This window comes from Brevundimonas sediminis, assembly GCF_048799765.1.
In the GTDB taxonomy this organism is placed as follows: Bacteria; Pseudomonadota; Alphaproteobacteria; order Caulobacterales; family Caulobacteraceae; genus Brevundimonas.
Window position 1 is genome coordinate 1 of the sequence record NZ_JBLYQK010000030.1, and the last position, 16,848, is coordinate 16,848.

Below are 16,848 nucleotides of genomic sequence, written 5' to 3' on the forward strand. Positions count from 1 at the left end.
CGATCGTGCCGATGTTGCAGTGCGGCTTGGTGCGTTCGAACTTTTCCTTGGCCATGGCCAAAACTCCTGTGGCCCGGAAGGGGGCGGTGGATCAGCAATAGAATTCTGGAGCGGGTAGACGGAATCGAACCGACATATTCAGCTTGGAAGGCTGCTGTACTACCATTGTACTATACCCGCGCGGAGACTGCGTCGGGCCGATTGGACCTCCGCAGCCGACCCGATATGGGGTCCGGTCCCTCGTTTCGAAAGCGCGTGGTGGGGGAAGCAGGACTCGAACCTGCGAAGCTTACGCAGGGGATTTACAGTCCCCCCCCTTTGCCGCTCGGGACATTCCCCCAGCGCGCTTTTCAAAACCGACGGACCATCTCGTCAGGGACCTTTCGGTTCCCGCCGCGATAAAGCCTCTCGTGATCCCGCATCGCCTGAGATAGGAGGTGCGCCAGACCCGAAAGCCCTCAGGGCTCCAAATCGGAGGGCGTCTTATAGTGTCGAGAATTTCAGAACGCAATGACCGGAAATCGGGCAAGAAAGCGACCCCTTCCGGCAGGCCCGGCGGGCGTTTGAGCGGGAATGCGCCCCAGGGGGGCAAAGGAAATAATCGCGGCGACTGGAGCCCCGAGCGCGCTTCGGCGCCGCGCGCTGATTCCGGTAACCGCGCTCCGCGGAGCAACAAGGTCGATTCCGACAACTGGCTGTGGGGCCGTCATCCGGTTCTGGCCGCCCTCGCCAATCCGGCCCGCAAGGGTGTGGGCCGGCTGCTGGTCACCGCCGACCGCGCCGAGGAGATCGAGCGCGACCGTCTGGCCCCCAACGGCCATCGGGCCGAGATCATCGACGGCCCCGCCCTCGCCCGGATGCTGCCCGCCGGCGCCGTCCACCAGGGCATGGCCTTCAAGGTCGCCCCCCTGGAGGGCGTGGCGCTGGAGGACATCGCCGAAGACGCGTCCGGCGTCATCGTCATGCTGGACCAGCTGACCGATCCCCAGAACGTCGGCGCCATCTTCCGCTCGGCCCTCGCCTTCGGGGCGAAGGGGATCGTCGTGCAGGACCGCCACTCCCCCGCCCTCGCCGGCGCCCTGGCCAAGGCCTCCGCCGGCGCCACCGAACGCCTGCCCTGCGCCCGGGTGACGAATCTGTCGCGCGCGCTGGAGAAGCTGTCCGACATGGGCTGGCGCGCCATCGGCATGGACGGCTCGGCCGAACTGACGCTGGAGCAGGCGCTGGACGCCCAGCCCACCGTCATCGTCATGGGCTCGGAAGGCGACGGCGTCCGCCGTCTGGTCGCCGAGCACTGCGAGGCCATGGCGAAGATTCCGATGCCGGGCGGCTTCGAAAGCCTGAACGTCTCCAACGCCGCCGCGATCGCCCTCTATGAGGCGGCGCGAAAACAGGCGGGATGACGGCTGACAGACTGTCGCACCACCGCTAGAGAGCGGTCATGGAATTCCTCTCGTCCCCCGAACTCGGCTCCCAGCTGACCGCCCTCGGTCAGGTGGTCATGATGGATCTCGTGCTGGCCGGCGACAACGCCGTCGCCGTGGGTCTGGCCGCCGCCGCCCTGCCGCAGGAACTGCGCAAGAAGGCGATCCTGATCGGCCTGGTCGCCGCCGTCGTCATGCGCATCGGCTTCGCCCTGGTCACCGGCTGGCTGCTGGGCCTGATCGGCCTGCTGCTGGCCGGCGGCCTGCTGCTGCTCTGGGTTTGCTGGAAGATGTGGCGCGAGCTGCGCGAGCAGGCGACCCACGACCAGGCCGAGGCCGAAAAGGAGCTCGAGCTCGCCATGAGCATCGAGCACGGCTCCGGTCCGTCGCCCGAGGAGCTGGGCCTGAAGCGCAAGACCTTCGGCGCGGCCCTGATCCAGATCATGATCGCCGACATCACCATGTCGCTCGACAATGTGCTGGCCGTCGCCGGCGCGGCGCACGAGCATCCGTGGATCATGGTCTTCGGCCTGGTCCTGTCCATCGGCCTGATGGGCGTGGCCGCGACCTATATCGCCAAGCTGCTGCACCGCTTCCGCTGGATCGGCTACCTGGGCCTGATCATCGTCCTGTACGTCGCCCTGCACATGATCTGGGACGGCTACCGCGCCACCGTGGTCCGCACCCTGAACCTGGCCCAGCACAACGCCGCCATCCCCGCCGTCCTGCAGATCAAGCCGGACGAGGTGGAGAAATACTGCAAGGCCGAGCCGGAAGGGCCCAAGCGCACCGCCTGCCTGACCCAGCCGGGCGCTGCGCCCGCCGACCTGCCCCCGCCCCTGACGGTTCCCGCGGCCTGAGCATGAGCACGCCCCGCACCCCGCTGCAGTCCGCCGTGCGCCAGTTGTCGTTCGCCACCTCGGTGGCGGCGGCCCTGTCGATCACGGCCTGCAGTCCGCGTCCCCAGACCGAGAGCCGCGTCTGCGCCGACACCACCGGCCGCCGCATCTCCGACGACAACTGCCGTCGCTCGGGTTCCGGCGGCTACTACGGCGGGCGCTGGTACTATGGTGGCAAGGAAACCGCGGGCGCACGCATCGGCGACAAGGTCTCTGGCGGAAGCTACAGCCCGCGTGGCGGCTTCGGCGCCACCGCCCGCGGCTCCTCGGGCGGCTGATGCAACGCCTCACGCTCGAGCCTCGCCCCGACTGGCGCGAGCGGGTCGAGGCCCTCGGCCTCGTCTGGCACACCGCCGCCGACCAGCCCTACTGGAACGAGGCCGCCTGCTACCGCTTCGACCGCCGCCAGATCCGCCAGATCGAGCAGGCGACCGAGGAGCTGTACCAGCTGTGCCTGACCGCCGGTCAGCACATCCTCGACCAGAACCTGTTCGACCGCTTCGGCATCCCCGACTTCGCCGTCCCCCTGATCCGCAAGGCCTGGGACGAGGAGCCGCCGGCCCTCAACTACGGCCGCTTCGATCTCGGCTATGACGGCGTCTCCCCGCCGAAGATGTTCGAGTTCAACTGCGACACCCCCACCTCCCTGCTGGAGGCGGCGGTCATCCAGTGGGACTGGCTGGAGGCGGTCTTCCCCGGCAAGGACCAGTTCAACGGCATCCATGACGCCCTGATCGCCCGCTGGGCCGAGATCGCCCCGGCCCTGCCCCAACCGGTCCATTTCACCTGGGCCGAGGAAGGCGCCGCCGAGGACGCCGTCACCGTCGCCTACATGGCCGACCTGGCCCGCGAGGGCGGCGTCCATGGCCTGCCCGTTCCCATTCACCAGATCGAATGGACCGGCCTGCGTTTCGCCGACCCGACCGGCAATCCGATCAAGGCCCTTTACCACCTCTATCCGTGGGAATGGCTGGTCAGCGAGGGCTACGGCTCGCGCATCGCCCATGCGCCCAATCTCTGGATCGAGCCGATCTGGAAGATGATCTGGTCGAACAAGGCCCTGCTGCCGATCCTGTGGGACCTGTTCCCCAACCATCCCAACCTGCTGGAAGCCTCGTTCGAGCCCCTGCCCGGCGACCATGCGCGAAAGCCGATCCTCGCCCGCGAGGGCGCCAACATCTCCATCGTGAAGGACGGCCGGATCGCCGAAGCCACCGGCGGCGACTACGGCGACGAAGGTTACGTCTGGCAGCGCCTGTACGACCTGCCCGACTTTGACGGCCACCGCCCCGTGATCGGCAGCTGGATCGTCGACGGCGCCGCCGTCGGCATGGGCATCCGCGAGGCCGGGCTGATCACCGGCAACACCGCGCGCTTCGTGCCGCATGTGATCGAGGGCTAGGGCCTCACCGTCGGATGACCGGCGAGCTCACAGGCTCGCAGCACCCTCTCATCCAGCGTGCAGAGCGTGGCGTTGCGCCGTGTCGCAATCGCCACATGCAGGGCGTCCGGCCCCCGAAGGGCGGCTTCATCCCATCCGGCAAGGCGCTGGGCCTCGTCAAAATCCGCGATCTCCACGGACCAGGTCGTCAGCGCAGCCTCGGCGATGGCCGCGAACCGGGTCGCCGCCGCCTCACGCCTGGCCGGATCGATCTGGCCCGTCGCCGCCTTGAACCGCAAGGCCGCGGCGAACTCCACATGGGTCCAGCCGCTGACGGCCAACGCCCCGGCCTCCTGCGCCGCCAGCCAGGCCTGCACCCGTTCGGTCGCCGGCTCCCGCGTCAGGGCCGCGACGAGCACCGACGTGTCGAGATAGAGCATCAGTAGCGGTAGTCGTCGCGCATGCGACGAACGGAATCCCCGTCGCCCATGGTCTGACCATCGGTCACCGCGCGCAGGTCCTCGATGGCGATCCTTTTCTTCGCGGGCTTGATCGGCACCAGACGCGCAACCGGCTTCCCGCGCTTCATGATCTGCACCTCGCCGCCCTGCTGGGCGAGGTCCACCAGTTCGCTCAGCCGGGCCTTGGCTTCCGCGAGGTTGATCGCGTTCATTGCACCATTCCTGACCATCTAGTTGGTCACTTTAGCACAAAGCGCGCGCGAAGGTTACCCCTCCGCACCCCCGAACCGCGCGCTCCATTCCGCCACCTGTTCGTCCTCGATCTTGGCGAACAGGACGCTGGCGGCGGCGACGGCCTGACCGGCGGGCACGGCGGCCAGCAGGTCCTCGTCCGCCGACGGCCACGACAGGTCGGTCGCGCCGACGGTGGCGGCGATCTTCTCCGCCGAGGCCGGGATGATCGGCGCGGCCAGACGGGCGAACAGGGCCACCAGGTTCAGGGCCACCCGCGTCGCGGTCCCGGCCCGCTCCACATCGGTCTTGAACGCCGTCCACGGCGCGGCGACCTGCAGATACTCGTTGCCCAGCACCCATACGGCGCGGATCGATTGCGCCGCCTTGCGGAACTCCATGTCTTCCAGATTGGCGGTCGCCTCGGCCACGCCGTCGCCGATCTGCTTCAGGAAGTCCTGATCGACGTCGGTCAGGGCGCCGCCCTCGGGCACGACGCCGCCGAATTTGCTCTCGGTGAATTTGACGATCCGGTTGACGAAATTGCCCAGCACATCGGCCAGGTCCTTGTTCGTCGTCGACTGGAACTGTTCCCAGGTGAAGGCCGCGTCGGAATGCTCCGGGCCGTAGGCCGTCAGGTGCCAGCGCCAGTAGTCGGCGGGCAGCAGCTCCAGCGCCTGATCCATGAAGACGCCGCGCTTGTGGCTGGTCGAGAACTTCCCGCCGTACCAGTTCAGCCAGTTAAAGGCCTTCAGCTGGTCGACCATCTTCCACGGCTCGCCCGAGCCGATGATCGTCGCCGGGAAGCTGACGGTGTGGAAGGCGACATTGTCCTTGCCCATGAACTGGACGTAGCGGACATCGTCGGCGCCCTCATCGGTGCGCCACCAGTCGCGCCAGGTCCGGCCGTTGGCCTCGGCCCACTCCTCCGTGGCGCCGATGTACTCGATGGGCGCGTCGAACCAGACATAGAAGACCTTGCCTTCCATGCCCGGACGCGGCCCGCCGTCGGGACCGACCACCGGCACGCCCCACTTCAGGTCGCGGGTGATGCCCCGGTCGATCAAACCCTCGTCGAGGTGCTTGTAGGCGATGGACTTCGCCAGCGTCTGCCAGTCGGTCTTGGTGCCCACCCAGTCGCGGATCGGCTGCTCGACCCGGGTCTGCAGAAGGTACAGGTGGCGGGTGTCGCGCACCTCGAGGTTCTTGGACCCCGAGACCGACGACCAGGGATCGATCAGATCGGTCGGGTCCAGCAGGCGGCCGCAGTTGTCGCACTGGTCGCCGCGCGCGCCGACATGACCGCAGTGGGGGCAGGTGCCCTCGACATAGCGGTCCGGCAGGAAGCGGGCGTCGTCAATCGAATAGATCATCCGGTCGACCCGCTCCTCGATCAGCCCCTTCTCCTCCAGCACCTTGGCGAAATGCTGGGTCAGGCGGCGGTTCGGCGCGTTCGAGGACCGGCCGAACCAGTCGTAGCTCAGGCCGAAGGCTTCGCCGGCGGCCTTCTGGATCTCGTGCTGCTCGTCGCAATAGGTGCGCACGTCCTGACCGGCGGCGGCGGCGGCCAGCTCGGCCGGGGTGCCGTGCTCGTCGGTGGCGCAGATGTAGAGGACATCATGCCCCTGCCCGCGCTTGAACCGCGCCCACACGTCCGCCGGCAGCATCGAGCCCGCCAGGTTCCCCAGATGCTTGATGCCGTTGATGTAGGGCAGCGCCGAGGTGATGAGGATGCGGGACATGGATTCCGGGGAGGGATTAGGGACTGGGGATTAGTCTGGTTAGTGGCGAGTACAGACCGATACCGCAACCCCGCCGCCCACCTAATCCCTAATCCCTAGTCCCTGATCCCTTGCGGCAGCCGCCGCGCCACCCGCACGAACCGCCCGGTCAGCAGTGTCCCCGACACCAGACTGGCGATGATGACCGCCCAGACGAGGCCGTCGACGCCGATGCGGTGGGCCAGCACCCAGCCCACCGGCATCATGATCGCCCCGTACGAGACGAAATGCATGATCGTCGGCCACCAGACGTCCCCGGCGGCGCGGTTGGCCGAGGCGGCCACCACCTGGATGCCGTCCGCCACGAAGAACAGGGTGGCCAGCACCAGGGCCGGTCCGGCGATGGCGACCAGCGTCGGATCGCTGGTGTAGGCGCCCACCAGCAGGCCCGCCGTCGGCCAGATGAGCAGGGCCACCAGCAGGGCCAGGCCCGAGACCACGGCGATCCCGGCGAAGCCCGCGCGGATCACGCCCTCGCGGTCGCGCGCGCCATAGGCCCGGCCGACCAGCACCGCGGTGGCCGACGACAGCCCCATCGGCAGCATGAAGACGATGGCCGACATATTGATCACGATGGCCCAGCTGGCCGTTTCGTTCGCGCCCAGCAGGCCGGCGATCAGGGTCATGGCCGCGAAGGCCCCGACCTCGATGAAGTTGGACGCGCCGGCCCCCAGCCCCACCTTGATCTGCTCCTTCTCGGTCTCCCGGTCGCGGGCAGGCCGCTTCCACAGGTTCCAGCCCTTCGCCTCGGGCAGGCGCAGGATGTAGACGATCAGGAAGGCCGCCAGCGCCGTGCGGGCCCCGAAGGTCGCCCAGGCCGAGGCGGACGCGCCGTGCACGCCGATGTTCAGCAGGTCCGGCACCAGCAGCAGGTTCAGGGCGATGTTCACCCCGTTGGCCACCCACATGGCCCACATCCCGGGCTTGGGCCTCGACAGGCCTTCGAGGAAGAACTGGGCCGCCACCGAGACCAGATAGGCCGGCATCGACAGGGCGAAGATCACCAGCGGCGCGGACGCGCCCTGCCCCAGGCCGTCGCCGAACGCCACCGACCGCATCACCCACGGACCGAAGACGGCCAGCGCCAGCATCGACGCGACGCCGATCTGCAGCGCATAGACCATGCCCCGGCGCAGCACCGCGCCGATCTCGCCGTGACGGCCTTCGCCGCGCAGGCGGGCGGTGACGATCTGCACCCCCATCATCAGGCCCACGGCAGTGGTCAGCACCACCGACGACGGCGCCCACGCCAGCGAGTGGAAGGCCAGCTCGCGCGAGGCGTAGTGACCGACCACGATCGCGTCGGTCAGCCCCATGGTCATGATGCCGATCCGCGCCAGCACCACCGGCCAGGCGAGGTTGGCCAGCTCCTTCAGGGTGGCGCGCGTCTTTTCGTTCAGGGCGATCATGGGACGCGGCACAGGCCACGCCCCGACGACCGGGTCAACCGGGTTTGGGAACGGGAGGCATAAGGGGAGCTAATCACTCACCTCTCCATCACCTTGAAGGGGCGATGAGGAGGTGAGCCCGGATCAGCCCGCGTGCTTCGCCACCAGAACGCCGAACGCCGCCATGATCGAGGCCAGGAAGGTCTTGGTCCCCTCCACCTTCACTTCACCCGCCTCGTCGAACAGCTCACCCGCATGACCGATATAGGCCTCGGGCTGCTGCAGGGTCGGCATGTCGAGGAAGACCAGCGACTGGCGCAGGTGGTGGTTGGCCCCGAACCCGCCGATGGCGCCGGGCGAAACGGTGACGACGGCGGCGGGCTTGCCCGACCAGATGCTGTGGCCGTAGGGGCGCGAGCCGACGTCGATGGCGTTCTTCAGCGCGCCCGGGACCGACCGGTTGTATTCCGGCGTCACGAAGACCACCCCGTCCACGCCCCGCATCTCGTCGCGGAACCGGGTCCAGGCGGCCGGCGCGGCCTCTTCCAGATCGGGATTGTACAGCGGCAGGTCGCCGATCTCGACGATCGTCGCCTCCATCCCCTCCGGCGCCGACCGGATCAGCGCCTCGGCCGTGAGCCGGTTCAGGGAGCCCTTGCGCAGGCTGCCGACGATGAAGGCGATTTTACTCATGGGAGGCTCCGTCCGGACGACCGTCGTCCTGCCCCTGATCTGGCGTGTCGCGGTCCGGTGGACAAGGGCGCGATGCAGCGCCTAAACCTCCCTCCATGCCGAAGCTGACGTCCGCCATCGACACCTCGTCCGCCGCCTTCAAGGCGCTGGACGCCCACAACCGCGCTCTCCGCGACGAGCTGTACGCGAAGGTCGAAAAGGCCGCGCGCGGCGGCTCCGACGCCAGCCGCGACCGCCATGTCTCGCGCGGCAAGCTGCTGCCGCGCGACCGGGTCGAGCGCCTGCTGGACCCCGGCTCCCCCTTCCTCGAGGTCGGCCAGCTGGCCGCCGGGGGCATGTACAACGATGAGGCGCCGGGCGCGGGCATGATCTGCGGCATCGGCCGGGTCTCGGGTCGCGAGGTCATGATCGTCGCCAACGATCCGACCGTGAAGGGCGGCGCCTACTTCCCGATGACGGTGAAGAAGCACCTGCGCGCGCAGGAGATCGCCGAGCAGAACAACCTGCCCTGCGTCTATCTGGTCGATTCCGGCGGCGCCAACCTGCCGCACCAGGCCGAGGTCTTCCCCGACCGCGACCATTTCGGCCGCATCTTCTTCAACCAGGCCCGCATGTCGGCCAGGTCGATCCCCCAGATCGCCTGCGTCATGGGCTCTTGCACCGCCGGCGGCGCCTATGTCCCGGCCATGTCGGACGAGACCGTCATCGTCCGCAACCAGGGCACCATCTTCCTGGCCGGTCCGCCGCTGGTGAAGGCCGCCACCGGCGAGGTCATCTCGGCCGAGGAGCTGGGCGGCGCCGAGACGCACGGCCGCAAGTCCGGCGTGGTCGATCATGTCGCCGAGAATGACGAGCACGCGCTGGAGATCGTTCGCTCCATCGTCGCCAATCTGAACACCCTCAAGACCGTCGATCTGGACGTGCGCGAGCCCAGGGCTCCCGCCTACGACGCGTCCGAACTGTACGGCGTCATCCCCGACGACGTCCGCGCCCCCTACGATGTGCGCGAGGTGATCGCCCGCATCGTCGACGGCTCCGAACTGGACGAGTTCAAGGCCCTGTACGGCACCTCGCTGGTCTGCGGCTTCGCCCGCATCTGGGGCTATCCGGTCGCCATCCTCGCCAACAACGGCGTCCTGTTCTCGGAAAGCGCCCAGAAAGGCGCCCACTTCATCGAACTGGCCTGCAAGCGGAAGATCCCCCTGCTGTTCCTGCAGAACATCTCGGGCTTCATGGTCGGCGGCAAATACGAGGCCGAGGGCATCGCCAAGCACGGCGCCAAGCTGGTCACCGCCGTCGCCAGCGCTGAAGTGCCCAAGTTCACCGTCCTGATCGGCGGCAGCTTCGGCGCCGGCAACTACGGCATGTGCGGCCGCGCCTACAGCCCGCGCTTCCTCTTCACCTGGCCCAACAGCCGTATCTCGGTGATGGGCGGCGAGCAGGCCGCCAGCGTCCTCGCCACCGTCCACCGCGACGCCGACAGCTGGACGCCCGAACAGGCCGAAGCCTTCAAGGCCCCGGTCCGCCAGAAATACGAGGACGAGGGCAATCCGTACTACGCCTCCGCCCGCCTCTGGGACGACGGCGTCATCGACCCGGCCCAGACCCGCGACGTTCTCGGCCTCGCCATCAGCGCCAGCCTGAACGCCCCGATCCCTGAGACGACCTTCGGCGTGTTCCGGATGTAGGGTAAGGTTCCTTCTCCCCTCGGGGGAGAAGGTGGCCCGAAGGGCCGGATGAGGGGGATTGCCTGCTCATGCACCAGACCAAGGACAGGACTCGCATCGCTCGTCGTCTACGCGCCGAGACCACCCGGGCCGAGGAGCAGCTCTGGACGCTTCTTCGCGGGCGCCGCTTCGAAGGACTGAAGTTTCGCCGTCAGGCACCTGTCGCGGGCAAGATCGTCGACTTCCTCTGCGTCGAGCTGAAGCTGATCCTCGAACTCGACGGCGGCATCCATGATCTGAGGTCTCTCGAGGACGCCGAACGTGACGCCCGCCTCACCGAGGCAGGCTTTCTGGTTCTGCGGTTCGACAACGGCCCCTTCCAGCGCAATCCCAACATTCTGCTGGACGCGATCCGCCTTCGGGCGGCAGAGATGCGGTAGCGATCCCCCTCATCCGACCCGCTGCGCGGGCCACCTTCTCCCCCGAGGGGAGAAGGATCACGACTGAAGCGTTGGAACTCCCATGACCGACAAGAAGCCCACCGACACCCAGCCCGAAGACGCCCTCGACATCACCGACGCCGAGGCCGCCGAGATCAACGCCATCGCCCATCCGCTGGTCGCCGACCCGGCGCCGGATGCGAACGATGATCTGGTCCAGATCGACGCCACCGCCGACGGCGTGGTCTTCGTCACCATCAACCGTCCGCACAAGCGCAACGCCTTCGACGCCGCCGTCATCGGCGCCCTGCGCGAGGCGTTCGAGACCCTGCACGGCGCCGACAAGGTGCGTCTGGTCTTCATCCGCGGCGCGGGCGGCACGTTCAGCGCCGGCGCCGACATGGGCTGGATGAAGGACGCGGCGGGCTGGTCGGAAAGCGACAACCGCGACGACGCCATGGGTCTGGCGAAGATGCTCAAGGCCCTGCACGACGTGCCGGCCCTGACCTGCGCCATCGTCGAGGGCTCGGCCATGGGCGGCGGGGCGGGCATCGTCGCCGCCTGCGACATGGCCGTGGCCGTCGACGGCGCCCGCTTCGCCTTCTCCGAGGTCAAACTGGGCCTGATCCCGGCCACCATCGCCCCCTACGTGGTCGAGGCCATCGGCGCCCGCCGCGCGCGTCAGCTGTTCCTGACCGCCAACATCTTCGACGCCGAATACGCCGCCCACGCGGGCCTGATCGATCTGATCCTGCCGGAAGGCTCGGTGGACGAGTTCATCTCCATGCTGACCGACAGCCTGTCCGCCAACGCGCCGGGCGCCATGGGCGACGCCAAGCGTCTGGTCCACTACGTCGCCGCTCACGGCAAGATCGACGGCGGCCTGATGGACGAAACCGCCAAACGCATCGCCCGCGCCCGCGTCTCCGAAGAAGGTCAGGAAGGCGTCGCCGCCTTCCTCGAAAAACGCGCGCCGAAGTGGGCGGAATAGGCTGACGGCGGCGGGCTCTGACGGAGCCCGCTGCTCCCGGCGTCGAGGTGTCGGAAGTGATGGGTGGTTAGTGATTGGTGGTTCGATGCCGCAAGCGCCCGTGCGCCCTGCACACGCGCCGTCGGTGACGCCGCCATCCACTAACCACTAGCCACTAACCACTTTCCGGGCTCAGCCCCCGCCGGATGTGGCGCAACGCAACCAATCACTAACCACCAATCACTTGCCATCCGCACCCCATCCGGATGTGGCGCAGCCGCCCGCGCCACTCTAAACATCCCCCCATGTTCAAATCCGTCCTTGTCGCCAACCGTGGCGAGATCGCCTGCCGCGTCTTCCGCACCGCCCGCGCGATGGGGATTCGCACCATCGCCGTCTATTCCGAGGCGGACGCCGACGCCCTGCATGTGCGCGAGGCCGATGAGGCCGTGCTGATCGGCCCGGCCGCCGCCCGCGACTCCTATCTGGTCGCCGAAAAGGTGCTGCAGGCCGCGAAGGACACCGGCGCCGAGGCCATCCACCCCGGCTACGGCTTCCTGTCCGAGAACGCCGACTTCGCCGAGGCCGTGGCCGCTGCGGGCATCGTCTGGATCGGCCCCAGGCCGGACTCGATCCGCGCCATGGGCCTGAAGGACGCGGCCAAGAAACTGATGATCAAGGCCGGCGTGCCGGTCACTCCCGGCTACCAGGGCGAGGACCAGTCGACCGAAACCCTCACCGCAGAGGCCGCCCGCATCGGCTATCCGGTGCTGATCAAGGCCGTCGCCGGCGGCGGCGGCAAGGGCATGAAGCTGGTCGAGAAGGCCGAGGACTTCGCCGCCGGCCTCGCCTCGGCCCAGCGTGAGGGCCAGTCCTCCTTCGGCGACCCGCGCGTCCTGATCGAGAGCTACATCACCCGGCCGCGCCACATCGAGGTGCAGGTCTTCGGCGACAGCCACGGCACGGTGGTCCATCTGAACGAGCGCGACTGCTCCCTGCAGCGCCGCCACCAGAAGGTCATCGAGGAGGCCCCGGCCCCCGGCATGGACGCCGCGACGCGTCAGGCCGTCACCGCCGCCGCCGTCCGCGCCGCCAGGGCCGTGAACTACCAGGGGGCCGGCACCATCGAGTTCATCGCCGACGCCTCCGACGGCCTGAAGGCCGACCGCATCTGGTTCATGGAGATGAACACCCGGCTGCAGGTCGAACACCCGGTCACCGAGGCCATTACCGGCGTCGACCTTGTCGAGTGGCAGTTCCGCGTCGCCGCCGGCGAGCCCATCCCGCTGAAGCAGGATGAGATCGGCATCAACGGCTGGGCCATGGAGGCCCGCCTCTACGCCGAGGACCCGGCCAACGGCTTCCTGCCGAGCATCGGCACGCTGGAGCACATCCGCTTGCCGGACGACATCCGCGTCGACACCGGCGTCACCTGGGGCAGCGAGGTCAGCCAGTTCTACGACCCGATGATCGCCAAGCTGATCGTCCACGCCGACACCCGCGAGGAAGCGGCCGCAAGGCTGGCCCAGGCCTGCGGCGAGGTCGAGGTCTGGCCCGTTCGCGCCAACGCCGGCTTCCTGAAGCGCTGCCTTGAACATCCGCGCTTCGTCGCGGGCGACGTCGACACCGCCTTCATCGGCGCCGAGGAAGAGGCCCTGACCGGCCCGGGCATGCCCGCCGAGGTGGCCGTCGCTGCGCTCGCCACCCTCGCCTCCGAGGCTCACCACGCGGTGGAATGGGTCAGCGATCCCCTGCCCGGTCGCGGGGTGAACCCGTGGTCCCCCACCGCCCAGGGCGCCTGGGGTTTCCGACTGAACGGCGGCGCCCCCGCCCCGCAACGGGCCCGGGTCAACGGGCATCCTGTTCAGGGTGCGGTGAAGCCCGGCCAGCACGGCAGCTATTTCGACGTCGATCTCGGCGGCGGCGACGCGCTCGGCGCCTATGTGCTGACCGGCGACATCAGCCTGTTCCGCAACGAGGTTCGTGACCTGGACATGGCCCGCGTCGTCGACGAGCCGGTGGTCTTCTTCAACGGCGAGGCCTGGACCTTCGAGCCCGTGCGTCACGGCGGCGGCGCCTCTGGCGATCCGGCCTCCGACGGCGCCCTCCGCGCCCCCATGCCCGGCAAGATCGTCGCCGCCCCCGCCAAGGCCGGCGACGCGGTCGCCAAGGGCGCGCCCGTCGTGGTGCTCGAGGCCATGAAGATGGAACACGCCCTGACCGCCCCCTTCGACGGCGTCGTCGAAAGCGTCTCGGTCTCCGTCGGCGATCAGGTCGCCGACGGCGTGGTGCTGGCGGTGGTGACCCCGGCGGCGTAGCGCGGGCGGAGCTTTCTGCGGCCGATCCAGAGCCCGGAAAGTGATGAGTGGCTAGTGATTAGTGGATGGCGGCTTCAGCGACAGCGCCTGCCATTTTCGCATCAGCGCCAGCGGCATCGATCCACTAATCACTAGCCACTAACCACTTCCCGCCGCCGTCCTCAAAGGCGTCGCACCCGCCCCGGGCGTCCAGCCTCACCCGATCCCCAGTCCGCCCACCGGCGTGGTCACCGTCGCGTCCTCGAAGGTGGCGATCAGCGGCAGGCCCTGACGTAGCACGGCCTTCACCGCCTCGTCCGTCAGGGCGTCGCGGTGCGCCGCCTCGCTGATCCAGACCTCGGTCACCCGGATGGCGTCGGCGTCGGCGGGATCGTGGGCGACCACATAGCTGAGGCAGCCGGGCATCCCCAGCGCCACCCGCTCCATCAGGATCGCCGTCAGCGCCTCCCTCTGGCCCGTCCTGGCCGTCATCCGGCCGATCAGTCCGTACATATCGAAACCTTCCGCTGGGGAAGGCTCTACGCCCCCGTGAAGGTCCTGTCTTCACAGGGAAACTACGCAGCGCACGTTAACACCGCTCACCAGAATGGCGACGAAGGTTCGGGTGGAAGTGGCAGGGGCCGGAGTCCGGAAAGTGGTTGGTGGTTGGTGATTGGTGATTGGTGACCGGTGCTTGATGGCTTCGAAACCGGCGCCCCCTGCGGGCCTACAGGCGCCGCCAAAGATAATCACCAGTCACCAATCACCAATCACCCGCCACATCCCCGCTGGCGTCCATCCCTGCACCGGCCCATATGCCCCTCATGCCCCTGCACATGATCAAGCTCTGCGTCGGCGTCTCCGAGGTCGAGTGGCTGGAAGCCCGCGCCGCCAAGGGCCAACCGCTCATCGTTCACACCCGGATGACGCCCAAGCGCGCGGCCGAGATGGAGGACGGCGGCTCCCTCTACTGGGTGATCAAGGGCTCGGTCCTGTGCCGCCAGCCCATCCTCGACATCACGACCCTCGGCGAAGGCCCCAACCGCCGCTGCGAGATCACCCTGGAGCCCCGCGTCATCCGCACCGCCCCCCTCGCCCGCCGTCCCTTCCAGGGCTGGCGATATTTTGAGGCGAAGGACGCCCCCGCCGACCTCACGACCGCCGACGCCACCGACCTGCCCGACGATCTGGCGCGGGAGCTGCGTGAACTCGGCGCTTGGTAGGGTCGAGGGATGAGGGTCGAGGGTCGAGGTTCCGCGACCGAAACGCCCCGGCCCTTCCCCGTTCACAGCGAAGCTGATCTAACCCTCCCTCGACCCTCATCCCTCGACCCTCGCCCCTTCCTAATCCCTCCCATGTCCCCCGCCCGTTCCAACCGGCTCTCAGACGCCCTGCACCGCATCTTCGAAAGCGGCGGGAACACGCCGGCCAGCTGGTTCGCGCTGACCGGGGGCGAGACCCTGTTCGCCGAGGGGGATCCGGCCGACACCCTGTATCTGCTGCGCTCCGGCCGGCTGGGCGTGTTCCGGCACGAACAGAACGACCAGCCGCCGCAGTTCGTCGGCGTCATCCGCCCCGGCGAGCCGGCGGGCGAGATGGCCATGCTGGCCGGCAGCCCCCATACCGCCGGCGTCGTCGCCCTGCGCGACTCCGAGGTGCTGGCCCTGCCGCGCGACGCCTTCTTCGAGGCCGCCCGCACCGAACCGGACCTGATGGTCGAGCTTTCGCGCCTGATGATCCAGCGCGCCCGCGATCGCCGCTCCGGCGGGGGCGAGCCCAGCGTCTTCGGCTTCGTCTCCGCCCGGCCCCGCCCCATCCGCGCCTTCGTCGAGCGCGTCGCCGCCGCCATCGAGGCCGACGGTTTCACCTGTCAGGTCATCGACCACTCGGCCCTGTCCTCGGCGGCGGACTGGTTCAGCCGGGTCGAGGACTCCCACGACTTCGTCCTCTACGTCGCCGAGGCGGACGAGCCCGCCTGGGCCGCCCTGTGCGCGCGTCAGGTCGACCGGCTGTTCGTGGTCGGCCAGTGCCTGCTGGCCCCGCCCAACCGCCCCCTGCCCCACACCGGCGCGCCGGACGCCCAGCGCCGTACCGACCTGATCCTGCTGCGCGATCCGCGCATGGCCCGGCCGCACAACACCTCTGTCTGGATCGACGCCATCCAGCCGGGACGCTGGTTCCAGGCCATGGAGGGCGACGCGGCCGACGCCGAACGCATCGCCCGGGTCATCACCGGCACGGCCGTGGGCGTGGTCATGTCCGGCGGCGGCGCCCGCGCCTACGCCCACATCGGCGCCCTGAAGGCCCTGCATGAGGCGAAGGTGCCCATCGACTTCGTCGGCGGCGCCTCCATGGGCGCCGTGGTCGCGGCCGGCCCGGCCATGGGCTGGTCCCTGGAGCAGCTGGAGGACCGCATCCGCCGCTCCTTCGTCGACAGCGACCCGCTCAGCGACATCACCTTCCCCATGCTGGCCATGAGCCGGGCGAAGAAGGTCGATCGCCTGCTGGAGGCGGCCTATGGCGACGTCGATCTGGCCGACCTGCAGCTGCCCTTCTTCGCCGTCTCGACCAATCTGACCTCGGGCCGGATCGAGATCCATCGCCGCGGCCGCATGCGGCGGGCCATGCGCGCCACCATCGCCATCCCCGGCCTGTTGCCGCCCGTGGTGCTGGACCGGCAGGTGCTGGTCGACGGGGCGGTGCTGAACAACCTGCCGGCCGAGGTCATGCGCCAGATGAACGCCGGGCCGGTCATCGGCATCGACATGTCGCAGGCGCGCGGCGTCGATCCCCACATGATCGAGCACCCGCCGTCGATCTGGCGCCTGCTGGCCACAGGGGCCTGGCGTCGGGGGCCGCCCATCGTCTCCATCATGATGCGCTCGGCCACCCTGACCTCGGACGCCGAGATCGAGCGTTCGCGCGCGATCGTCGACATTCTGGTCCAGCCCACGCCCGACGGCGTCGATATCCGCGACTGGAAGGCCTACGCCCCCGCCGTCGACGCCGGCTATCGCGCCACGGTGGCCGAGCTGGAGGCCCTGGACGGGCCCGTCACCGGCCTTCGCCGCCGTCAGCCCGCCGACGTCCCATCAGGAACAGACGCGGAAACGGCAGCAGGGTCACCCCGTCCGGACGCGGCGGAAACGCCTGCGAAAGGGCGTCGGAAAGCGCCGAAAGCCAGTCGGCCGTCATAGCCGGATCATCGGCCAGCGC

16 protein-coding genes and 2 tRNA genes are annotated in these 16,848 nt (G+C 68.9%); 10 read left to right on the forward strand and 8 right to left on the reverse strand.

From position 1 onward, the window contains the following. Positions 1–106: 106 nt before the first annotated feature. Positions 107–180 (reverse strand) — tRNA-Gly (locus ACLQ7T_RS13390). Between the two features lie 76 nt (positions 181–256). Continuing rightward, positions 257–340, reverse strand: a tRNA-Tyr gene (locus ACLQ7T_RS13395). Positions 341–563: 223 nt separating this feature from the next. On the opposite strand from ACLQ7T_RS13395, the gene rlmB reads away from it, so the two are divergent. From rlmB to ACLQ7T_RS13415, 4 genes are read left to right on the forward strand one after another with little or no spacing between them, the layout of a single operon-like run. Continuing rightward, positions 564–1,403, forward strand: a complete 840-nt coding sequence (rlmB, locus tag ACLQ7T_RS13400) for a 23S rRNA (guanosine(2251)-2'-O)-methyltransferase RlmB (protein WP_420479875.1) — start codon at positions 564–566, stop codon at positions 1,401–1,403. A gap of 38 nt (positions 1,404–1,441) precedes the next feature. Then, positions 1,442–2,284, forward strand: a complete 843-nt coding sequence (locus tag ACLQ7T_RS13405; protein WP_420479876.1) for a TerC family protein — start codon at positions 1,442–1,444, stop codon at positions 2,282–2,284. 2 nt (positions 2,285–2,286) lie between these two features. Then, entirely contained in the window at positions 2,287–2,601 is a 315-nt protein-coding gene (locus tag ACLQ7T_RS13410) for a hypothetical protein (RefSeq protein ID WP_420479877.1), read from the forward strand. Continuing rightward, positions 2,601–3,725 carry a glutathionylspermidine synthase family protein gene (locus ACLQ7T_RS13415; RefSeq protein ID WP_420479878.1) on the forward strand — a complete coding sequence of 375 codons (1,125 nt, stop codon included), beginning with the start codon at positions 2,601–2,603 and terminating at the stop codon, positions 3,723–3,725. The genes ACLQ7T_RS13410 and ACLQ7T_RS13415 overlap by 1 nt, the downstream gene beginning before the upstream one ends. On the opposite strand, the gene ACLQ7T_RS13420 is transcribed toward ACLQ7T_RS13415, so the two are convergent. The 5 genes from ACLQ7T_RS13420 to ACLQ7T_RS13440 form a co-directional block, all read right to left on the reverse strand. Further along, positions 3,722–4,144 (reverse strand): type II toxin-antitoxin system VapC family toxin, encoded by a 423-nt coding sequence (locus ACLQ7T_RS13420; RefSeq protein WP_420479879.1) that lies wholly within the window; start codon positions 4,142–4,144, stop codon positions 3,722–3,724. The genes ACLQ7T_RS13415 and ACLQ7T_RS13420 overlap by 4 nt on opposite strands. Next, the gene (locus tag ACLQ7T_RS13425) at positions 4,144–4,377 is read right to left on the reverse strand and encodes a type II toxin-antitoxin system Phd/YefM family antitoxin (RefSeq protein WP_420479880.1); all 234 of its coding nucleotides are present in this window, start codon (positions 4,375–4,377) and stop codon (positions 4,144–4,146) included. Before ACLQ7T_RS13425 ends, ACLQ7T_RS13420 begins: the two co-directional genes overlap by 1 nt. A gap of 54 nt (positions 4,378–4,431) precedes the next feature. After that, positions 4,432–6,138 carry a methionine--tRNA ligase gene (metG, locus tag ACLQ7T_RS13430; protein WP_420479881.1) on the reverse strand — a complete coding sequence of 569 codons (1,707 nt, stop codon included), beginning with the start codon at positions 6,136–6,138 and terminating at the stop codon, positions 4,432–4,434. A 95-nt stretch (positions 6,139–6,233) separates the two neighbouring features. After that, positions 6,234–7,598 (reverse strand): MATE family efflux transporter, encoded by a 1,365-nt coding sequence (locus ACLQ7T_RS13435; protein ID WP_420479882.1) that lies wholly within the window; start codon positions 7,596–7,598, stop codon positions 6,234–6,236. A gap of 111 nt (positions 7,599–7,709) precedes the next feature. After that, positions 7,710–8,258 (reverse strand): NADPH-dependent FMN reductase, encoded by a 549-nt coding sequence (locus ACLQ7T_RS13440; protein ID WP_420479883.1) that lies wholly within the window; start codon positions 8,256–8,258, stop codon positions 7,710–7,712. Positions 8,259–8,353: 95 nt separating this feature from the next. Here ACLQ7T_RS13440 and ACLQ7T_RS13445 point away from each other — a divergent pair, with 95 nt between their 5' ends. From ACLQ7T_RS13445 to ACLQ7T_RS13460, 4 genes are all read left to right on the forward strand, one after another. Beyond that, positions 8,354–9,946 carry a carboxyl transferase domain-containing protein gene (locus ACLQ7T_RS13445; protein ID WP_420479884.1) on the forward strand — a complete coding sequence of 531 codons (1,593 nt, stop codon included), beginning with the start codon at positions 8,354–8,356 and terminating at the stop codon, positions 9,944–9,946. A 68-nt stretch (positions 9,947–10,014) separates the two neighbouring features. Continuing rightward, positions 10,015–10,365: an endonuclease domain-containing protein gene (locus tag ACLQ7T_RS13450; RefSeq protein WP_420479885.1), complete on the forward strand. Its 351-nt coding sequence runs from the start codon at positions 10,015–10,017 to the stop codon at positions 10,363–10,365. 82 nt (positions 10,366–10,447) lie between these two features. Then, positions 10,448–11,356, forward strand: a complete 909-nt coding sequence (locus ACLQ7T_RS13455; RefSeq protein ID WP_420479886.1) for an enoyl-CoA hydratase-related protein — start codon at positions 10,448–10,450, stop codon at positions 11,354–11,356. A gap of 284 nt (positions 11,357–11,640) precedes the next feature. Then, positions 11,641–13,653 (forward strand): acetyl/propionyl/methylcrotonyl-CoA carboxylase subunit alpha, encoded by a 2,013-nt coding sequence (locus ACLQ7T_RS13460; RefSeq protein ID WP_420479887.1) that lies wholly within the window; start codon positions 11,641–11,643, stop codon positions 13,651–13,653. Positions 13,654–13,848: 195 nt separating this feature from the next. Here ACLQ7T_RS13460 and ACLQ7T_RS13465 read toward each other — a convergent pair whose 3' ends face one another. Next, on the reverse strand, positions 13,849–14,145 hold the full coding sequence (locus ACLQ7T_RS13465; RefSeq protein WP_420479888.1) for a putative quinol monooxygenase: 297 nt from the start codon (positions 14,143–14,145) through the stop codon (positions 13,849–13,851). Positions 14,146–14,456: 311 nt separating this feature from the next. Here ACLQ7T_RS13465 and ACLQ7T_RS13470 point away from each other — a divergent pair, with 311 nt between their 5' ends. Continuing rightward, positions 14,457–14,855 carry a DUF1489 family protein gene (locus tag ACLQ7T_RS13470; protein WP_420479889.1) on the forward strand — a complete coding sequence of 133 codons (399 nt, stop codon included), beginning with the start codon at positions 14,457–14,459 and terminating at the stop codon, positions 14,853–14,855. A 132-nt stretch (positions 14,856–14,987) separates the two neighbouring features. Further along, positions 14,988–16,829 (forward strand): patatin-like phospholipase family protein, encoded by a 1,842-nt coding sequence (locus ACLQ7T_RS13475; RefSeq protein ID WP_420479890.1) that lies wholly within the window; start codon positions 14,988–14,990, stop codon positions 16,827–16,829. Positions 16,830–16,848 lie beyond the last annotated feature (19 nt).